General features: G+C 33.3%; 19 protein-coding genes and 2 pseudogenes. 1 reads left to right on the top strand and 20 read right to left on the bottom strand.

What is annotated here, in order from left to right:
• Nucleotides 1–40: 40 nt before the first annotated feature.
• The 5 genes from LZ578_RS05940 to LZ578_RS05925 all read right to left on the bottom strand — a co-directional run bounded on the left by LZ578_RS05940 (nucleotide 41) and on the right by LZ578_RS05925 (nucleotide 4,092).
• A complete protein-coding gene (locus LZ578_RS05940) occupies nucleotides 41–1,618 on the bottom strand; it encodes an amidohydrolase (RefSeq protein WP_235146364.1) in 1,578 nt (525 codons plus the stop codon).
• Between the two features lie 3 nt (nucleotides 1,619–1,621).
• Nucleotides 1,622–2,695 carry a PotD/PotF family extracellular solute-binding protein gene (locus LZ578_RS05935; protein WP_235146363.1) on the bottom strand — a complete coding sequence of 358 codons (1,074 nt, stop codon included), beginning with the start codon at nucleotides 2,693–2,695 and terminating at the stop codon, nucleotides 1,622–1,624.
• Between the two features lie 129 nt (nucleotides 2,696–2,824).
• The gene (locus LZ578_RS12685; protein WP_396326693.1) at nucleotides 2,825–3,136 is read right to left on the bottom strand and encodes an HAD family hydrolase; all 312 of its coding nucleotides are present in this window, start codon (nucleotides 3,134–3,136) and stop codon (nucleotides 2,825–2,827) included.
• A complete protein-coding gene (locus tag LZ578_RS12680) occupies nucleotides 3,118–3,504 on the bottom strand; it encodes an HAD family hydrolase (protein ID WP_396326692.1) in 387 nt (128 codons plus the stop codon). Before LZ578_RS12680 ends, LZ578_RS12685 begins: the two co-directional genes overlap by 19 nt.
• A gap of 75 nt (nucleotides 3,505–3,579) precedes the next feature.
• Complete coding sequence (locus tag LZ578_RS05925) at nucleotides 3,580–4,092, bottom strand: MepB family protein (RefSeq protein WP_235146362.1); 513 nt, start codon at nucleotides 4,090–4,092, stop codon at nucleotides 3,580–3,582.
• Nucleotides 4,093–4,311: 219 nt separating this feature from the next.
• Between LZ578_RS05925 and LZ578_RS05920 the strand changes: the two genes are divergently transcribed.
• On the top strand, nucleotides 4,312–4,737 hold the full coding sequence (locus LZ578_RS05920; protein WP_235146361.1) for an N-acetyltransferase: 426 nt from the start codon (nucleotides 4,312–4,314) through the stop codon (nucleotides 4,735–4,737).
• An 87-nt stretch (nucleotides 4,738–4,824) separates the two neighbouring features.
• Here the strand turns inward: LZ578_RS05920 and LZ578_RS05915 are convergent, their stop codons facing one another.
• The 15 genes and pseudogenes from LZ578_RS05915 to LZ578_RS05845 form a co-directional block, all read right to left on the bottom strand.
• Nucleotides 4,825–5,163 carry an MFS transporter gene (locus LZ578_RS05915; RefSeq protein WP_235146360.1) on the bottom strand — a complete coding sequence of 113 codons (339 nt, stop codon included), beginning with the start codon at nucleotides 5,161–5,163 and terminating at the stop codon, nucleotides 4,825–4,827.
• Between the two features lie 29 nt (nucleotides 5,164–5,192).
• Nucleotides 5,193–6,026 carry an MFS transporter gene (locus LZ578_RS05910; RefSeq protein ID WP_235146359.1) on the bottom strand — a complete coding sequence of 278 codons (834 nt, stop codon included), beginning with the start codon at nucleotides 6,024–6,026 and terminating at the stop codon, nucleotides 5,193–5,195.
• A 152-nt stretch (nucleotides 6,027–6,178) separates the two neighbouring features.
• Entirely contained in the window at nucleotides 6,179–7,537 is a 1,359-nt protein-coding gene (locus LZ578_RS05905; RefSeq protein ID WP_235146358.1) for an FAD-dependent oxidoreductase, read from the bottom strand.
• A 259-nt stretch (nucleotides 7,538–7,796) separates the two neighbouring features.
• Nucleotides 7,797–8,894 (bottom strand): glycerol dehydrogenase, encoded by a 1,098-nt coding sequence (locus tag LZ578_RS05900; protein WP_235146357.1) that lies wholly within the window; start codon nucleotides 8,892–8,894, stop codon nucleotides 7,797–7,799.
• Between the two features lie 174 nt (nucleotides 8,895–9,068).
• Nucleotides 9,069–9,722: a deoxynucleoside kinase gene (locus LZ578_RS05895; protein ID WP_235146356.1), complete on the bottom strand. Its 654-nt coding sequence runs from the start codon at nucleotides 9,720–9,722 to the stop codon at nucleotides 9,069–9,071.
• A 232-nt stretch (nucleotides 9,723–9,954) separates the two neighbouring features.
• Complete coding sequence (locus LZ578_RS05890; RefSeq protein ID WP_235146355.1) at nucleotides 9,955–10,308, bottom strand: DUF5412 domain-containing protein; 354 nt, start codon at nucleotides 10,306–10,308, stop codon at nucleotides 9,955–9,957.
• A gap of 45 nt (nucleotides 10,309–10,353) precedes the next feature.
• The gene (locus LZ578_RS05885) at nucleotides 10,354–10,791 is read right to left on the bottom strand and encodes a hypothetical protein (protein WP_235146354.1); all 438 of its coding nucleotides are present in this window, start codon (nucleotides 10,789–10,791) and stop codon (nucleotides 10,354–10,356) included.
• A 149-nt stretch (nucleotides 10,792–10,940) separates the two neighbouring features.
• Nucleotides 10,941–12,326 (bottom strand): aldehyde dehydrogenase, encoded by a 1,386-nt coding sequence (locus LZ578_RS05880; protein ID WP_235146353.1) that lies wholly within the window; start codon nucleotides 12,324–12,326, stop codon nucleotides 10,941–10,943.
• A 240-nt stretch (nucleotides 12,327–12,566) separates the two neighbouring features.
• Nucleotides 12,567–13,460, bottom strand: a complete 894-nt coding sequence (locus LZ578_RS05875; protein WP_235146352.1) for an ROK family protein — start codon at nucleotides 13,458–13,460, stop codon at nucleotides 12,567–12,569.
• Nucleotides 13,461–13,501: 41 nt separating this feature from the next.
• Nucleotides 13,502–14,884, bottom strand: a pseudogene (locus LZ578_RS05870) (glycoside hydrolase family 1 protein).
• Between the two features lie 36 nt (nucleotides 14,885–14,920).
• Entirely contained in the window at nucleotides 14,921–15,727 is an 807-nt protein-coding gene (locus tag LZ578_RS05865; protein WP_235146351.1) for a MurR/RpiR family transcriptional regulator, read from the bottom strand.
• A gap of 16 nt (nucleotides 15,728–15,743) precedes the next feature.
• Nucleotides 15,744–18,386: a glycoside hydrolase family 38 C-terminal domain-containing protein gene (locus LZ578_RS05860; protein WP_235146350.1), complete on the bottom strand. Its 2,643-nt coding sequence runs from the start codon at nucleotides 18,384–18,386 to the stop codon at nucleotides 15,744–15,746.
• 20 nt (nucleotides 18,387–18,406) lie between these two features.
• Complete coding sequence (locus tag LZ578_RS05855; protein WP_311198612.1) at nucleotides 18,407–18,772, bottom strand: PTS sugar transporter subunit IIA; 366 nt, start codon at nucleotides 18,770–18,772, stop codon at nucleotides 18,407–18,409.
• A gap of 101 nt (nucleotides 18,773–18,873) precedes the next feature.
• A pseudogene (locus LZ578_RS05850) lies at nucleotides 18,874–20,342 on the bottom strand (PTS fructose transporter subunit IIC).
• Nucleotides 20,343–20,564: 222 nt separating this feature from the next.
• Nucleotides 20,565–21,011, bottom strand: a complete 447-nt coding sequence (locus LZ578_RS05845; RefSeq protein ID WP_235146349.1) for a hypothetical protein — start codon at nucleotides 21,009–21,011, stop codon at nucleotides 20,565–20,567.
• Nucleotides 21,012–21,018: the final 7 nt, after the last annotated feature.

Genomic DNA, 21,018 nt, shown 5'->3' with positions numbered 1-21,018 from the left:
ATATTGTATATTTCAGGTGTTTTTTTATTTTACTAATTATTTAATCTTTTAATAATTCTCCATCAAAATAAGTAGCAATCATTTTAGTTTTTAACAATTCCTCTGGTGTATCTTCTAAAATATTATGATCCAACACACAGATATCTGCTAGTGTTCCAATATCTAAAGAGCCGACATCACTTCTACTTAGAGCCATTGCTGCACCCCTTGTATGTGCAAATAAAGCTTCAGGAATGGAAATTCGTTGTTCTGGCATTAATCCTTCTGTTGGATAACCGGCTAAATCTTTTCTTGCAACTGCAAAATAAATGGATTCTATCGGTGTTATATCTACCACTACTGGAGAATCCGTACCAAATCCTAATGTTGCTCCTTCATTTAAAAAACTTCGAAACGGAAACATCTGACTTGCTCGCATGGACCCTACTTCATCATCCAATGTGTCCCATCCAACTAATAAATGACTGGGTTGAACAGAGAGTACAAGATTTTTTTGGTGAACAAGTGGTACGTCCACTGCATCCATTACTTCTAAATGCTCTAGCGTATTATACATGTCATCTGCTAATGGAAACTGTTCTTGACTTTCTTGGTAGTAATTTAAGGCCAAGTGAATCGCTAGATCCCCAACCGTATGAATTCTGATGGGCCACCCTTTTTCATTTGCATTAAAAATCAATTGCTTCATCTTCTCTACAGGTAGTAAGGATAACCCAACATCTCCTGAAAAATAGGGCGTTTCATATTCTTCTTTTAAGAATGCAGTATGCGTACTAGTTACACCATCGAAAAATTGTTTGACCCCAGCAAATGTTAGTGTTTCTGAATGATAGTTCTCAGCCATTTTTTCAATGGTTTCTGTTTCTTCTCTCATAGCGGGATAAAAACTAATTCGAATCTTGGAATCTTCTTGAACCGTTTCATAAAGTTCTGGATAAATGAAATCATCTAGCGCTTCGCCTGTCAGAGCTACATCTCCAAGAGTCGTAATTCCCATTTTATTTAAATGCCCTACATAATTTTGAAACTCTACTTGAAAGTCTTTTTTTAAAGGCTGTAAAATCAAAGCCAAATAGTGAATAGCTATCGCTTCAAAGAAAACGCCTGTCAATCCGTCCTCATCTGCTATCGCTTCTCCACTTACCTCTTTAGGTAACTGATCTGTGGTTATATGTAGTAACGTCATCGCTTTGGTATTCATCCAGATCGTGTGAGCATCTCCAGAAATCAATACTACTGGAATTTCTGAACAAACCTCGTCAATTGATTTTCTAGTTGGTAATACATTTTGACCAAACTCACTACTAAACCAACCGATGCCTATTTTCCATCCATTTACTATCGGAAGGTCCGGAACTTTTTCTGCAACCTCATTCTCTGTTTTCCCGGAAATGAACGTTAGTTTTTGATTGAATAATAGGACAGAAAGAAAAAAATGAGTATGAGCATCAATAAAAGCTGGAATAATCATATTCGTTCCATAATCAATGATTTCTTCATTTTCCGGTAAGGAAGTCAGTGGTCCCTTTCCTATGATTCTATTTCCTTTCATTTGAATATATCCAGGAAAAGTAGTTTTTGTTTCGGTATCAAAAATATATTTTGATGTAATAATCATGTTCTATAACCCCATTTTAATATTTAAGAATAACTCATTGTATTCGTTCATCATTTCTAATCCTAGATATTGGTAGTGCTCTACGTTCTGAAGGTCTTCAGGATCTGGATATAGTGCTTTATTTGTAGTTACTTCTACATCTAATAATTTTTTTGCAGCTTCATTCGGTGTAGCGTATTCTACATATTCGGCATTTTGTTTGGCATTCTCAGAACGCAGCATAAAATTGATAAAAGCATAGGCTCCCTCTTCATTCTTCATCGTACTAGGAATGGCAAAGTTATCTGTCCACACTGCACTACCATCTTTTGGTAAAACATATTCGATATCTGGGTTTTGAGACGCTACGTACGCGGCATCTCCTGAGTAACCAATCCCAATGCTTGCTTCACCATTAATCATCAATGTTTTGATTTCATCTGTAAGAATTGCTTTTGTATTTGGCATCAAATTCGCTAAATGTTTGGATGCTTGCTGTAATTGATCGGCATCCGTTTCATTTAAGGACATCCCCAAAGATTGTAGAGCCATTCCTATTGATTCTCTAGCTCCATCCATTAACAAAATTTCGTTATTAAGAGTTGGATTCCATAAATCTTTCCATGACTTGATTTGATCCAGAGGAAATTCTTTTGTATTAACCATAATTCCTACCGTACCCCAAAAATATGGAATCGTATATTGATTTTTTTCATCAAACTCTTGATCTAATAAAAAATCAGATAGTTGATCGAAGCCAATGATTTTTTCATGATCGAGAGGAAGTAATAAGTTTTTATCTATCATTTTAGGAATAATCGACTCACTTGGAAACACGAGATCATATCGTGTTCCGCCTTGAGAGATTTTAGTTTCCATTGCTTCATTCGAATCAAACGTTTCATAAATAACATAATAGCCTGTTTCTTCTTCAAATTTTGTAAGTAACTCGGGATCAATGTAATCACCCCAATTATAAATAATTAACGTGTTTTCATCTCCACCCGTATTCATTTTTGCAGATACTAATCCTTTTAGCCCTGCTAATATAATGATTGCAATTATAATCGTCATTAAAAATATCGTTAATCGTTTCAATTTTATACCTCGCTATTCCTCAAAAATGTGCATACTGTCCATACAGCACTGCCCCTCATTATAAGGTTCGCTGAGATATTAGTAAACAACAAATTTTATAGAAGTAAACTCTATAAAAATCCATTGATTTTACGATTCTCCTAGTATTTCCCATCCTTTTTCCTTTGTAATATCTCTCAAACCTTTATCAGGATTTACAGCAATCGGATTTCCTGTTAAATTCATAAAATCATAGTCATAATAACTATCTCCATAGGCGTAACTGTTCACCCAATCTACTTCTTTACCTTTGAATCGTTCTAATAATGCGATGGGTTTATTTTTCCCAGTAGTAACAAACATATGAGAGTCAAAATCATAAGATTCATCTTCTAAAAAAGAGAGTTCGGTTCCAATCACTTCATCCACTTCAATATGCTTTGCTATTTCATTGAGAAGCAACGTATTAGCACCTGAACAGACCACAATATGATATCCTTGCTCCTTTTTTCTTTGAGACTTTCTACAACAATTGGATTGAAGTAGTTAACCAGTTCAGCTGCACTATCACTAAAAAAATGGATAATGTCTTCTTTTTTCTTATCTTCAAATAGATACATAAATGTATTTGCTGCTGTAGCTCTGTATTTTTCTTTATCTAACGATGAGTCTACCTTTAATTTGTACTTAAAGGTTAATCCAATCATTCGTAGATAAAACTGTCCTAATTTCTTATAAGAATATTTATTTTTTCGGTAAAATTCAATTAAAAAAGGAATTGTTTCTTGATCGCATAAAGTTCCATCAAAATCATAGATTGCTAGTTTCATATTTCCTCCTAATAGTTCTACTTATTTTTTAGTCATTCATTCTGATTACTTCTATAAAAACTAACATTCTTCTCATCATAGAAAATATAATCGAATAATTTCCTCGTTCGATATCTTATTGGAATCACTTAAATCAATAAAATAAGGAACTTGCCATTTCTGGGTACGGATTGCTTGTTTACTCGTTGGCTTGTCCCAACTTGGGTATACTCTCATTCCCATTTTTCCTTTAGTAAGATTCGTTTGAAGGATATTTTGTTTAATCATAATTTCCTTTGGAAATATAAATTGTCCCCACCTATTTTCACTTTCAAAAGTTGTGATAACTAGTAACTCTGGAGATTCATTAGATAAAAAAGGTCGGTTTTTATGATGAGCATCTTTCTCCCAAAAAGTAACAAATTGTCCTATTTTAGTAGGGGTACTTTTGGAAACTCTAAATCGAACGGATCGTGAAGATAATTGGAATACCCCCGCACCATAATCAGAGTTCTGCTTTTCTTCTTGAACTGATTGCACAGCTAATTGACAAGGCTCATAAATTTTTTCATTTATGTAAGTCAATGCCTTTAAAAAGTCATTCATCATTCCACTCCTCTACCATAGATTCCAATCATTTATCTTCCTGTTCATTATAACGTACTTACATACGTTCCTCGAATATATTTTTATCATACTTAAGTACTACAAAACATCCATTTCTTTGTGATTCGTAATTTTATTCTAATGTGATATAATAAATATCGTTATAATATATCAAGAAATATTTTTATCTATTATTTTATTTAAAAAACTGGAGGAATAAAATTGAAAACGTTTAAAAAGGTTGACCTACGTATTTTACAAAAGACTATAGACGATATCTTTAAAGAACAGGATATGGAAGTCTTTGAAAAAGAACTTGAAAAGAAAGAAGAAAAAATTTCAATAGGTGCTTATGACGGAGAGAATCTGATAGGAGGAATTGTTGCTGTAAAAGCATTTCAACGTATCCATATAGAACTCTTAGCAATTAGCAATGAATACCGAGGTCAAAATATAGGTAGTAAGTTACTATCTGAAGTAGAAAATATAGCTAGAGAGTTAGATATAATCAATCTAACCTTAACGACAAGAAGTTACCAAGCAGAAGATTTTTATAAAAAAAATGGATTTACGAAATATGGTACACTGGAAGATATGCCAGTAAGAGGTATCAACACCTATTATTTCAATAAACGATTAATAGCATAGGTTCTTATTTCAATCATTTTTTTATCCAAAAAATAAAACTCCCTCAAAAGTTAGACGGAAACCATCTAATTTTTGAGGGGGTTATTTTTATCTAATTGGCTGTTCTTCTGTTTTTGTCTTTTTATATACAAGAGACATAAACAATGCTGCCATGGAAATAGCTACAATGGCTAGTATAAATGGTCCAATTTTGATCCATTCATAAAGAAATCCAGCTATTAAAGCACCTATAATTAAACCTAAAGATTTCATTGTATTATATAATCCCATCAAAATATGAGATTCATGATAATCAGAAGACATTCCTGATACGATTGTTTGTTGCAGTGGCTTACTCATAGAATCAATTGCAAGGAATATAAATGCAAATACGATAAATACCCATAGTTGATCAACTAAAACGACAATCAAACCTGATAAAGCCATAACGATCATTAGTACGGTATACGATCGTTTTACGTTGGTTTTTTTATCAAATACATGCTAATTGTAAAATTCGCAATGATTCCAACTAGTCCTGTTCCCATTTTTAAAACACCATTATAAGAAGGGGGAAAGTTGAATACATCCCGAACATAATAATTAAAGGTTTGATCAAATGAAGTGATCGCTAGATAAGACATGAAAACCGAAACCATCAACATAATAATTGCGGGCACTAGTAATCCTTTCACGTTTACAAGTGATTTAAATGGATTTAATTTTTTGATTTCAAATGCCTGCCTTACTTCGATGGTTTCTGTTCTGTTAAGAAAGAAGAAATAGGATAATCCTACGATTACACACATCACAATTTGAATTTGAAAAGCTAGAAAAATAGAAACGTCACCTACAAATCCTCCAACAAAATAACCCATTGTAGCTGCGGCAGTTATAAAGATGCTGCTCAAGGTTAATTGGTATCCCCTATCTTCTGCTTTGCTTTGACTCACTAAATAGTTGAGTTGGGAAACTTGGAAACCACCTGAGAAAATACCTGCTAAAAATCGAGAAGTGATTACGGATAATTCTGTAGTAGAGCTCATGAATAAATATTGTGCGAAAGAATAACCAAGTAATGTGATTAATAGAATGGTCGACTTCTTAATTCGTGATGACAGTTCTCCCCAAAATAATGAAAATAAAAAGATACCTAACGCCATACTTGCATATGCAGTACCGAACATCGAATCTCTCAATTTTAAATTATTTATAAAAGCGGGTGTTACTGGATGAGCCAAATTATTAGAAACCCCTTGTAAAATAGTAATGATGTGAAAAATAATGAGAGACTTCTTTGTTTTCCTCATAGTTCCTCCTTCTAGAAACGATTATAATCTCAATATTTTAACATGAATATTTTAATATTCAAGATGCAGTCACTGAAAAGATTAGATTATGAAGGTTGTATAATAAAAAAGGAAGAGATTAGGAATTTTATTTCCAATCTCTTCCTTTACTATTAAAATAACATTTGGTCACTGCCGTAAGTCTCATCTAAAGCTTGCATCGCAAGAACATTTAAATAATTCCAAGGGCGGTTATATTCTGGTTGGAAGAAGAAGTCGGCACGAGCTAAATGTTCGAGTGTCCACTCTGCTTCGATCACAACTGCCATCGTATTAATAGAAGCAATCACATCTTTTTTAGACATCAATTGTGCGCCTTTTATAATATGGGAATCTTTTTCATAATAGATTTTCATTTTCACTGTATTATCTTCTTCGTGCATGAAGTCTGGACGAATTTTTTCTTCTACATAACTAGAAAGAATTTCGTTTTTACATTGATCTACATCAATTGCTTTAACCCCTGTTGTAGCAAAATGATAATCGAAAAGAGACAATCCAGATGTTCCTTGAACACCCATCATTTTCATAGTAGGTTTTACAATGTTTCTAGCAGCTACAATTCCTTGACGACGTGCGTTTGAAGCCAATGGAATGGTCACTTTCGTTTGTGTTGGGTTTAATAGAATAGTTGTAGCATCTCCAGCAGCAAAGATATCTGCTTCAGAAGTTTGCATGTACTCATCTACTTCAATCATGCCTTTGGAGTCTAGTTTAACAATATCTTTCAGCCATTTAGTTGCTGGTGTAATTCCTGCAGCAATCATAACCGTATCTGCTTCGTATTCACCTTTATTTGTAATAACTTTTGTTACCGCACCATTTTCTCCAACAATTTCTTTTACCATTTCACCTGTTTGAACTTGTACATTTCTTTCTTTAAGATCTTTTTCTAAGATACTCGTAAATTCTTCATCTAAGTAGGTAGGTAAAATATGATCTAAATTGTCAATAATGGTTGTTTCAATTCCTGCTTTTACAAAGGATTCCATTACTTCAATTCCGATATAGCCTGCACCAATTACAACAGCCTTTTTCGCTGTGTTCATTCGTTTTTTTACTTGATCTGCCCACTCACGACCGCGTAAGTAAAAGACCTGCTCCAAATTCGTTCCTTCTACAGGTAACTCAAATGGAACTGCTCCTGGAGTAAGAATTAATTTATCGTAGGTTGCTGTAGATTCACCTTCTGATGTTTTTACTGTGATGGATTTTCCTTTTGGATCGATATCTATTACTTCACTATTCGTGTGAACATGCATTCCTTGTTCTGTATAGGATTTTTCATTGGCATAATGTAATTCATCCAATGAGTTTGAAACACCTTCTAGATAGGATTGAATCCCGCAAGACAGGAACGAAACAGTCGTACCCTTTTCATAAAGATGGATTTCTGCCTCTGGTTGTTCTTTTAACACAGTTTGAACAGCTTCATAGCCTGCATGAGATGAACCAATAACGATAACTTTCATTTAAAAAAACCTCCATTTTATTTATTTTAAATTTTTTAATATAAACTAATTATATACCTAGATTATAGTTATTACAAACTAGGTACCTATTCAGCTTACTAATAACGAGAGTAAAAAGCAAGGATAGAATATTATTTATAGAACCTTCTAGACATAAACCTAAATATAAAAATAAAAACAGGAATGAACACATATCTTTCCTAAAAAATTAGGTCGATACATACCCATTCAATGCTTAATTATTTTTAAATACTCATCATTATTTTTCTAATGAACGCACATAACTATCGGTAGCAATCAATGCACTTGCAACATCATCAGCCGTCACTACAAATGGCATATCATGGATTGTTTCACCTTTTTGAGTTGCTAACTGTCCTACTTTTAATAAATCTTCATAACTGGCATTTTCTAGCTTCATTTCTTTTAAGGTCGTTGGTAAATCTAATGCTTGATAGAAATGAATGTATTGGTCCAAGACTTCTTTTGGTCTGTTTTCTAAAAATAACTGGGTTAAGGTTCCATAGGCTACTTTTTCACCATGAGTTAAAGAATGAATATCCCCATCTAAAGCTGTAAACCCATTATGAATAGCATGTGCTGCAGCTAACCCACAACTCTCAAAACCAATTCCACTTAACAACGTATTCGCTTCTACGACTGCTTCTAAAGCAGGGGTTACAACCTTAGCTCGGCAAGCCTCCATTGCTTGAAATGCATACGTGAAGAGGGTTTCCTCACATTTTTTTGCAATTGCTTCTGCAGCTAATGTTGATTTTCCTCCAGCCATTGTATTTCCATTTTTCTTAATAACCGCACTACCCTCTACCCAAGTAGCCATCGCATCAGCAATCCCTGAAGCTAATAAACGCGGAGGTGCTTTACTAATTACTTCCGTATCCACTAATACTAATTCTGGATTTGATTTGTAGAATAGATACTTCTCGAAGGCTCCCTCTTCTGTATAAATAACAGAAAGTGCAGATGTAGGTGCATCAGTAGAAGCAATAGTTGGAACGATTACAACTGGAATCTCTAACTGATCACTAATAGCTTTGGCAGCATCAATCGTTTTTCCGCCACCAAGTCCAATCACAACATCAACTGTTTGATTTGTTCCAATTTCACTCACACGATCAATCTCTGCTGTTGATGCTTCCCCATTAAATGGCACTCGCGTTACATTCATCGACTCTTCTTGCATATATCCTTGAAACGTTTCACCAGCAATGTCCCAAACAACATCATCACATAGTAACAATGCAGTCTTCCCTAATTTTTTAATATAGGGTACTCCTGATTTGAGAACACCTTTCCCTTGCACATATCTAGACGGACTTACAAACACTTTTTCCATGTTATTCCTCCTCATTAAATGTGTGGTTCACTGAAAAACATTAAAACATTTTTTATTTGTGTACTTATTCACTTACTTATAATATAGCTCTTTTTTATGAAAAAAGCAATTTGTACTTAAATGCTTTACCGAAAAAACGATAAAAAAAGACACCCTTTATAGGATGTCCATTTCTTATACATGTAGAGGGATTCGAATATCTTCTAATGCTTTTTCAATTATATTCATAACCACATCTTCTTGTTCTGGAAATTCTACAATATCAAATTCATCGATAGAAATGGCAATTTTTGGTGAGTGATCATACGATTCATACCAATTTTGGTACTCTGTCCATAACAACTTGAAGTAGTTATAACGATCATCTCCTACTTCTACTTTTTCAAAATCTCTTCCTCTTTTTTCAATATGAGCTAAGATTTTTTCAAAAGATCCATGAAGGTAAACTAATAAATCTGGACTCTTCTTCGGAGTTCCTTTCAATTCTTCCATCATATTCGCTAAGAGATCATTATAAATATCCATTTCTATGCTTGAAATATTTCCTTGCAAGTGATTAATACGTGTAAATAACTCGTCTTCATAAATAGAACGATCCAATACATTATTGTCATCACTCAGTGCATCTTTTATACTTTTGAATCGAGCGTTCAGGAAAAATATTTGCAAACTAAAGGCCCATTGCTTTGGATTCTCATAAAATTTATCTAGTACTGGATTGTACTCCACACTTTCATAGAATGCCTCTGTTCCTAATCGTCTTGAAATCATTTCTGTATAAGAGCTTTTTCCAGCCCCAATCATTCCAGCCATTACAATCACGCTCATCTCGTCCCTTCCCTTTTCATTTTTTTATTATATGTAGGAAGATTCGCTTGATTTAAAAATCATCCAAAATCCAAAACATACAACATATAGTACCAAACTATGCTTTTATCACTATATATTGTATTACAAAATTAGTTCTGATACAACCTTAAAAAAGTATTTTACTAATTTTTTGGAGGATAACAAAAAAAGACACCCGCAGGTATCTTCTTCAATAAAATGGGTTAGATATTCACTCTCTTCTGAAATCAAATTTTTCATCTTCTACTTCTAATTCGATTCCATTAATTCGAACGGTATCATCATCCATCCATTCAATTTCTACTTCTTCTTCTCGATTATTCCAATAAATATTTTTAGCTTTTTTATTAGAATCATTAAAATGTAGCTCTCCTCTAATTGCATACGAGGTTGTCGCTCCGCCATTTGTAAGATAAGCCTTTATTGTATAAGTCTCTTTTGGTGATGAAACATCAGCTATTAATTCACCTTCTGGCAGTCGGTTCATATCAAAAAATGCCCAGTAGAATCCATATGATAAAAGTCCTACTATTACTAGAAGTGATAATATAATTTTCTTCTTCATAAGAAAGGATTCCTCCTTTTAAGGAAGCCATAGCTGCATACTTATTTAGCTAATTTTTCGAATCGGACGACCTTTTCGATCGTAAACAAAATCGCGAGCTTTTTTACTGTCTGCCATTGCAACAATCAATCGATCACGAAATGGTTCAGCTAGCTCATCAAACACACAAGATTCTTCATCTAGAATTAGTTTGAATCGGAGCACTTCTATTTCTCCAGGTTTTTTTAATTGGTAACTTCTCGTTGGCAACTTGCCTTCTATTTCTCTTTTTTCAATACGGTAAAAGGATTTCTCATCTTCGTAGATCAGTTCTAGTGCCCCGGTATTTGTACGTATATATTCTACATCAGAATGTTTTTCTCCATGTAGGTCCCACCAAGCTTTAATTCCTTCAATCGCTTCTTCTTCGCTTTTGTAGCTACCGTGTTCTTTGCGTACGTCACCAATGCGACTTACCCAATAATTCGTGTATACTGTTTGCATCTATTCATCCACTCCTTTTAAATGAGGTATCCCTAGTGTATCGTATTTGGATGAAAATTACATTAGAAAACAGTCGACTTTATAAAATTCAAACCTTTTCTTAGAAGTTAATTATTATATATCGAAATACTCTTTTTTAAGATATTTTTTTACTTCATAAATTTCTTAATCAAATTCAAGCTTTTAGTTGTATAAGGAGGATAGAGCATATCTAATTTAATCCATTTACTTTTTTCAACGATTGATTTTTGATGAGTAAATTGGATAAAACTATCTTTTCCGTGATAATTCCCTATCCCTGATTGACCTACCCCTCCAAATGGCAGACTGGAATTAGTCAAATGAAGAATTGTATCATTTACCACCCCACCACCAAAAGAAAGTTCGGACAGTACTTTTTCCTTTATTTGTTCTTCTTCTGTAAACAAATACAAAGCTAGAGGTTTTTCTCTAGACTTAATCGGTTCGATTACTTGCTCAGTAAATAGATCAGATTCATACGTTAAAATAGGTAACAGTGGACCAAATATTTCTTCAGACATCAGTGCGTCATCCCACTTAACTTGATCGACAATCGTTGGAGCTACATACTTCGTTTCTTCTTCTACTTCTCCACCAAGTGCAAGAGTCCCTGTTGTTTTTTTCAGTAAAGAGTTCATTCGACTTGCGTAGTTTTTAGTTGCCATCCGTCCGTAATCAGGACTATCTTGGGGCTTTTCTCCATAAAACTCTTTGATATGGTGAATTAAAAGTGAAAGAAACTCATCTTTTACATTTTCATCCACTAATACATAATCAGGTGCTACACAGGTTTGACCGGCATTTAAATACTTTCCCCAGACAATTGTTTTTGCTGTTTGATTTAAGTCAGATTGCTTTGTAACAATCGCTGGACTTTTTCCACCTAATTCCAAGGTAACCGGTGTTAAGTTTTCTGCCGCAGCTTTCATCACTACTTTTCCTATACGAGGACTTCCCGTAAAGAAAATATAATCCATTGGTTGTGCTAACAACTCGGTCGTTACCTCAACTGCCCCTTCCACTACTTTTATGTAGTTGCTTTCGAAGGTGTCCTCTACCATTTTTTTAACCACTCTTGATACCGTTGGAGTTAATTCAGAAGGTTTGATGATTACTGTATTCCCCGCAGCAATCGCACCTATTAATGGTTCAATTACTAATTGGAACGGATAATTAAAAGGCCCAATAATCAACATTACCCCGTATGGCTCAGATAAAATATAACTCTTCGAACCAAATAAAAAAATAGGATTCTTTGCTTTTTGAGGTTTCATCCATTTTTTTAGTTTCTTCTTTGTTTCTCGTATATTACCTAAAACGTAACCAATTTCTGAAGAATAAGACTCTACTTCACTTTTATGCAAATCTTGGTACAAAGCATCTATAATTTGAGGTGAATATGTTTGAATGGCTTGATATAATTTTTCTAACTGTTCTACTCTAAATTCATATGATTTCGTTTGGTTTTGATTAAAATAATCTTTATGTTCTGAAACGATTTGTGTGATTTCCATTCGAATACAGCTCCCTATTAAATCTTTCCTTTATTATAAAGGAAAGAAAAGTAGAAATCTCATTAACTGTTTTCATAAAAAAAGAATAGATTTCTCTATTCTAAAAAAACGGCTTAAATATATACTAATATGACGTATACTTTATTTTACATTTCATTATTTTAATACAAAAGCTGCACTCAATGTTACTTTAGATTTAATAAATGTAATCAACGTTACTCATACACTATAGATTTTAAGCTAATTATTTTTTTGTAAAAAATGATAAACAGAACCTATCAAATTTGCATCTGATTGAAACGTACATCTTTCAATCTTTGGTACAATTGTTGCTACTTCCACTATTTCAAGGATATCATTTATTTCTTTTCTTAACTGTGGAATTAAATCATCTCGTTGACTAATCCCTCCACCAATTAAGATTAGCTCAGGATCATACATATACTGAATATTGTAAACTCCAATAGCAAGCATTCTAAAAAATTCAGATATAGCCTGTTTACAAATCTCATCCCCTTTTTCAGCAGAATCAAAAATCATTTCTCCTGTAAGTAGTGATGGTTCTAACTCTTTTATAGTAGCAACTCGCTTTATAATAGAATAAGTTGAAGCAAGCTCGCTAAATGTATTCATATGACTACCTAGATTACAAGGATTAAGAATCATGTATCCAAACTCTCCACCATGAAGTGTATTCCCTATATGAATCGTACCTTCTTTAATCAATGCACCACCTATACCCGTCCCAATAACGACGGTAGCTACATCTCTTTTCCCTTTAGCAGCACCTTGCCATATTTCTGCTAGTGCTGCAGAATTTGCATCATTTTCTATTTCTGTTCTAATACTTGTTGCTTGTTCTATAGCTTTTTTTATATTAGGACCATGTATATACGGGATTGCACTTGCTCCGGAAATATACCCTTTATCTGAAACTGCTCCTGGTGCACTAATCGCAATACCTATGATATCATAATCCATATATTTCATAACTCGTTTTTTAATATAGCTCAATAAATTTTCTAATGAATCTGGAGTCTTGATAAGATGTTTTTCAAAGATATGCCCTTGTGTATTCACTAGACCACTTTTTACATGAGTCCCTCCAAAATCAAAAGCTAGAATATTTCCCATCTTATGCATCTCCTAAAATATGATTCATTTTTTTAAAAAAGTTAAAAGCCATTATTTTTAGCTACATTCCCAAACCAATAACCACTTTTTTTAAGTGTGCGCTCTTGAGTTTCAATATTGACACGATAAAGACCATAACGATTTTTATATGCATTAAGCCATGACCAATTATCCATAAACGTCCATACATGATAACCAAAACAATTTGATCCTTCACTAATTCCTTTATGAAGCCATTTTAAATGTTCTTTATAAAATTCAATACGATAATCATCTTGAATCATTCCGTTTTCATCTGAAAAACGCTCTTCATTTTCAACTCCCATACCATTTTCAGCTACATACCAAGGGATATTGCCATAATTATCTTTTATATTAATTGCAATATCGTATATACCTTTTTCATATATCTCCCATCCTCGATAAGGGTTCATACGACGCTCTAGCTAAATATAAGATTCAAAAAACATTTCAGGTAAAACTTTTTCAGATTCATATGGCATTTCCCGTTCTTTAAATCGTCTTGGTTGATAATAATTGACCCCTAAGAAGTCAACTGTATTTTCTTCTATTAAAGTAAGATCTTGCTTGTCTATTTCAGGAAGCAAGTCATATTGTTTAAGTAGCTCAATCAATTCAGCAGGATAGATACCTTTAACAGATGGATCTAAGAAACTTCTATTAAAAAATAAATCTGCAATACTTGCTGCTTTCTTATCTCCTTCTGATTCACTGCGAGGATAGGAAGGTGTTAAATTTAAAATAATTCCAATTTCTCCATCCATTTCCATTTGATGGTAACATTGAATCACTTTAGCACTTGCTACCATTGAATTGTAAGCAACTTTAACCGCTCTTTTCATATCAACGATACAAGGATAATGGTAGTGATTCAAGTATCCCATTTCTACAGGAACAATTGGTTCGTTAAACGTTGTCCACTTTTTAATCTGATCACCAAACAAATCAAAAGCCGTTTTAGCATAAAATACAAAAGCCTCAACAACTTCCTTACTTTCCCAACCGCCTTTATTTTGCATGTGCAAAGGCATATCAAAATGATACAAATTGACAATTGGTTCAATATTATTTTTCAAAAGTTCATCAAACATTTTAGAATAGAATTCTACTGCTTTTTCATTTACATGAATCCCATCTGGAATCAAACGAGACCAAGAGATAGATGGCCGGAACGAATTTAAATGAATGGTTTTCATTCTTTTAATATCTTCTTTATAGTGATGATAAAATCCAGAAGTTTTTTGAGGACCTACTCTTTCATAAAATCGCTCTGGTTCTATTTCATACCAATAATCCCAAATATTTTTAGCTTTTCCATCTTGATCTGCTGCTCCTTCTGTTTGAGTAGCGGAAGCTGCTGCTCCCCACATAAAATAGTCTGGAAATTGATAGTTTCTTGACAAAAAATTCACTTCCTATCTTATTTTATAATTAAGTTTTTATTCATGCTCATGGAAATAGGCATGCTCTGTAGCAATCCATTTATTAATATTTTCTCGATACATACTGATATATTGTGAATAAATAATATCAATAACAATTATTAAAGGTAATTGTCCAGATATTTGTCCAACTTCATTTTCATTCTCTATATATGCAGTAGCTAGGCTCACATTTGCAAGTTGAGTAATCTCTCGAGATAGATTTGATGTAATAATAATAATAGTTGCCCCTTTTTCTTTCAGTCGTTTTAAAGACTGTAGGACATGTTGGTTTTCTCCCCGTAATGAAAAATATATAATTAAATTTTCATTACCCAAAAGAGATGAGAGCATCTCCATGGAACTCTCATCCTGAACAACTTCTACATACTTACCGATTCTTGTAAAACGAAACTTAAAATCTGCACCTGCAATCGCACTCATCCCTAAACCAAATATATGAATGTTTTTGTGAACATGGAGATACTCACACACTGATTTTACATCTTGGATATTAATTTTATTATCAATTTCATTAATTAATTCCTTATAACGATATTGTAAGTGTCTTGTACTATTATTTGTATCATTAGAAAATTCTTTCAAATGATTTCGATAAGAATACAGTAATTCTTTATAATTATCAAAGCCTATTTTTTTACCAAATCTTGTAATGGAAGCAGTTGATACATTTATTTTTTGAGCAAGTGCTGATTGCTTAAGTGGTGGTTCACTACTTAAGAAGTAATCAGCTATAAGCTTATCTACCTCAGTAAAATTTAATTTAGAACTCTCAATAGTTAAAAATAAATCTCTATTTAGCAAGTGACACCACCTATTTTTATTTAAATTCAATAAATATAGTTTTGATTTCTTTAGGGTTAAAATTACCTAATCGAATTGTATTATTCTTATAAAATTCATTTCCCTTATTACTTTCTGCCATATCTATGAATCTCCATTTTGCAATTTCTTTTTGAGATTCAATGACTCCTCCATCTTCAATAACTTCACCTGTTGGATTAAAATAACGAGCGATAAAACCTTTCCCGTCTCTTGATTTATTAAATGAACTAAAAACAACATCATGTACTTGAGTGGCATCAAGTAATGAGAAATGGTTGGGTACTTGTTCTCTCAATGGTTGCATCACGAAATACTTCAAAGTGGTAGTGAATTGATTTAATGTTTGTTGCTGATAATACGGTAAACTTACTGCGTAACTCTGATAGTATTTGAAAGAATCTGATTTTGAAAAAGTGTTTCCAATAACTAAAGAGAATTTAAAGCTAAGCTTTTTCTGAAGTTGGCTATCTGGCGTTTCAATATATTTAAATTGATTTCCTGATGCTACTCCTGGACGTCTGATTAAATCTGGCTTTCCTAAATAACCTACTGATCGGAATAAAGTAAGAGCAATTTTCCTATCATCTTTACCGATAATTTCATACTCTTTCACACCTTTTGAAAATGCAGTAACACTCTTTTGCTGATCATGTATATTAACAAAATTTAACATTGGATAGATACCAGTCGGCTCTTCTTTCCAACCTTTTTCCTGCCAATTACTAAAGTTCGGATCAGTAACAGGACGAGAAATCGTTCCAAATGGTGTATCAGCTATACTTTTTTCTGTGTCAACATTTCCGTTAACAATCAACCGCATCCGGTGATCAAACGTTGTATTATCAAGATTTAATTGAATATCAATACCTTCTTTTTCTTGAAGCAAGGTAATGGAACATTCATATGGAATCCTACCGTCGTTCCTATTTTCAATGCGATCATTTTGAGTTGTCGGTACATTGAATGTACCATATAATTTAAGGGATTGGTTTAATTTGCCATGATAGCTTTCAATAATACTATTCGAAAAATCGAACTGTAGTACTCTGTCATCCACTGGTGGAGAATAATCATAGTTGTCACCATCATCACCTGAATCTTCTATTGTTAAAAGATTTTCATAATATTTATCCGATTCTTTATCATATAAATTAATTTTACCATCCATAAAATTTATCTCATAAAATTCATTTTCAATTCTATGATCTTCTTTCTTTTCCAATGGTTTTATTGTTACAGAGGCCTCATCTCCCTCAACTATGTCTAATACTTCATAACCTAGTGGGACAATTTTAAGTTTTAATGCTATCTCTGTTTCAGTATAATAAGACTCTTCAGAAGGCTCTAAGTCTTTACGAATTTGGTCATTTGAATATTTTTTTATTCCAATAATATCGTAAGGTATTTTTTCACCTTTATGATAAATTGCAAATGTAGATTGACTCAATGAAACTTTAATTCTTTGGACTTCATTTCTCGTTATCGGTAATGTATTAAATATAGTAATTTGGTTAGGTTTTACATTTTCTCTAGATTCACTAATTTTCCTTGTTATATAATCAATCAGTGAATAAGATAATTCATCAGCATCGTGAAGTCGTTGTAAGATAGATTGATTTGTTTTATCACTATTACAAGCACCTGCACTATCGTGAGCGTGATTTCTTAATGTTAATTTCCAAATTTTATCAACGAGTTCTTTTTTATAAGGAATCCCAATTTGATCCGCCATAGCTAGCAAAGGTTCAACCTGGAAAATTAAACGTCGTTCTATTTTATCATTTAGATACTTATGGTCATATCTAGATGAATAGATAGAGCGATGAATTTTCGAAACTTCTGCATTCAAAAGTTCTCCTTGAAGAGAAGGCAAATCATTTTCTTCCTGGCTTATTTCTTTAAATAAGTTATTGTAATTGCTCTCAACTAATTGACTATCCGTTAGAGCCTTGTTATATTCAGAGATTCTTTCTTTTAGATTATAATCGACATATCTTTGATCTCCACCAACAGGAAGAGCAATATGTTGGGATGTTGTATCTTTTTGAATTTGGCTCATTAACAAGTTATAATCATCTGTCTCAATGAGTTGAACACCAACAAAGTAGCCGTCTTTAATATTATAAGCTAAAATACGGCTTCCATCTTCTGATTCCCAAAAGAATTCACGTTGTGTGAGTTTGTCTGCTGATAATCCTCTCCAAAAAACTGCTTTATTAATTCCCATTTCAGAAAATATTTTTGGCATATCAATAGATTGCCCAAATGCATCAGGAACGTACCCTAAACGATCTGAACCGCCCAATGCATCACCTAACTCAAGTCCAATTTGAAGATTACGGACAATAGACTCTCCACGAATAATCATCTGATCTGTTTGTGTGTACCATGGACCAACTTTAAGTTTTCCTTTTTTTATAAGGGCTTTAAGTCTATCCTCTTTATCTGGATTTGCTTCTAAATAATCCTCTACAATACTCATCTGGCCATCAAGCATATAATAATCAAGTGTACCATTTTCTAATGCCTCAATAACTTCGTCTACATGATAACATAATTGTATAAATGATTCGTTACTTGTGAAGTACCATTCATAGTCCCAATGAGTATGTGCGATTACATGAATTTTTTTTGTCATTTTAACACCTACTTTTTTATCTATTCTTCTGAATTGGCTAATTTTGCTTGAACTAATTCCAATATTTCTTTTTCAGATGTTGCTTCTAAAATAGCTTCTGTAAATGAATCATCGATTAAAGCTCGTGAAATCGTACTAAGCAATTTTAAATGTTCTTGGTTTTTTCCTTCAGGAATTGCCAGAGCAAAAGCAATATGAACAGGCTTATCATCCATTGATTCCCATTCAATTGGATTCGTAAATTTAATGAACATCAAAGTTGGTTTCAGAACTGTTTTATTTTTACTATGTGGTATGGCTATACCATCTTTAAATCCTGTTGTTACTTCTTTTTCTCTTCTTTTCAGTGCTTTGAAAAATGCTCTAGATGATTCAATAGCACCTATTTTTTCTGCAAAGACAGCTATAAATTTTAATGCTTCTTTTTTGTTTTTACAGTTGAATCAAAAACTACTTTATCTAGGTCAAATAATTCTTCTACTTTCATTTACTCCACCACTTTCTTTTTAGTAAATCCAATAATCAATGCTGTTACCAGTACACCAGCCAAGACACTAAAAATCCATGATACAAAAGGAATGGGACCTTCAATATAGCCAATAAATGTTCCGAGTGGCGAACCAATACCGCCATAAAATTTAATTCCAAGTCCTGCAGAAAGACCTCCTGCGACAGCGGAACCTGCAACAAATGCTGGAATCATACGAAGTGGATCTTGCGCTCCGAAAGGAATTGCACCTTCTGTGACTCCTACAATTCCCATTCCAAAAGCACTAGTAGCTGAAATTTTTTCAGTTGCAGAAAATTTATCTTTAAATAAAATAGATGCTAACCAAATTCCAAGTGGTGCAACAGAAATAGCTGCTTGTGCTGCTGTTTGAGGAACAAAATTTGCTCCTTCAATTCCATATTTTGCAACTGTATCTGTAAAAACAGCCGTACTAAACACCAATGCTGTTTTATTAACTGGTCCTCCCATATCAAATCCCATCATGCCACCAATAATGATACCGATAATAATCGGTGCTGATGAATAGTTTGCATTTAATGTTGTTAACCCTTCGTATAAAAAGTCCATCAATGACGCTAATGGATTCCCTACAACATAAAAGACAAATAAAGTGATTAGTAACGTACTCACAAACGGAATCAACATAATAGGAACAATAGGTTGAACAATTTTAGGATAAGGAATTTTTTTAGTAATTTAACTAAATACCCTGTAGCAAAAGCAACAAGAATGGCTGCTAAAAATCCACCACCCGCTTCAGCGCCTAATAACTCAGCATTATTTGCAATATAAGTACCAATCATTGCTGCTGCAATAGCTGGTTTACCTGCAATTGAATTTGCAACAAATCCAGCAAATAGTGGAATCATGAGTAAGAATCCAACTTGTCCAACTTGAAAGAGATTTGACATTAATTCGCCCATCACTGTTGAGGTATCAAATCCCCAATTAATAATTTGACCCGCATCATTTTTTTGAAAGGCATACACGTTTGCAATTGCTAATATGAGACCTGAAGCAATAACCATAGGAATCATATATGATATTCCAGCCATTATATGCTGAAAAAATCCAGCCTCATCAACTTTACCCATTGTAACAACACCAACTTTAGCACCTTTCTCTCCATATAGAGTTGCATTTTCCAAAGCGCTTTCAATTAGACCATTAGCGTCCTTAATTGCTTCACTAGCTCTCACTCGTTTCACACGCTTCCCATTGAACCGATCCATTTCAATGTTTATCTCTACAGCTAAAATGACAACATCAGCTTCTTGAATCTCCTGCGATGTCAGTTGGTTCTCAACTCCAATAGATCCTTGTGTTTCTATTTTAATATCATAGCCTTTTTCTTTTCCTGCTTTTTCAAGTGCTTCTGCCGCCATATATGTGTGTGCAATCCCTGCAGAACATGCTGTGACTCCAACGATTTTCTTTTTTGACATAGTATCCAACTCATCCTTTGCTTACAAATTTTTATCTTTTATTACTATACCTTTGATCACATTCTTTGTAAACACTTTCAGTTAAACTGTTCCTATTATCATTTTACGACCCTTTTTATGATAGTTCTTACATAAATATAATATTTATTCATCTAATTCTAAAAGATAATCGATCATATTTTTTGTGAACAAAAAAATAGACTTAAAAAGTCTATTTTTCTTTCAATCTTGCTGATTTAGTATTTCGTTAAAATAACTATTAAATAATAAGATGGAATTACTCGGAAAATCTTGCGAAACATCATTGAAAGATAGATAGGCAAAGTTCTTAATGTCTTCCTCCACCACAAAGAAATAAAAAGCATTTAATACATGATCTGTTTCTTCAGGTAAAGGTTGTGCAGCTACCATGACTTGTCGTAAAGGCTCTCCTTCAAAAAGCACTTCTGACACCGTGAACACTTCTGGATTCAATTCTTCTAATTCATTTACTGTATAAAGGTTAGTAACCCTGTCCATTTCTGGAGCACTCGTTAAATCAGCACTAAAATATCCAGGTGTGACAGAAGAAAAAACAAGATGATTGTCTACAAAATAAAAAGTTATTTCGGCGAGGAATTCAGATACTTCACTAAATTCGCCACCTTCGAGTACCATTCCGACTGACATACGTGTC

The sequence above is a fragment of the Jeotgalibaca sp. MA1X17-3 genome (assembly GCF_021513155.1).
Lineage (GTDB): Bacteria > Bacillota > Bacilli > Lactobacillales > Aerococcaceae > Jeotgalibaca.
The sequence above is the reverse complement of the archived record's forward strand: the minus strand, read 5'-3'. Positions and strand labels throughout refer to the sequence as shown.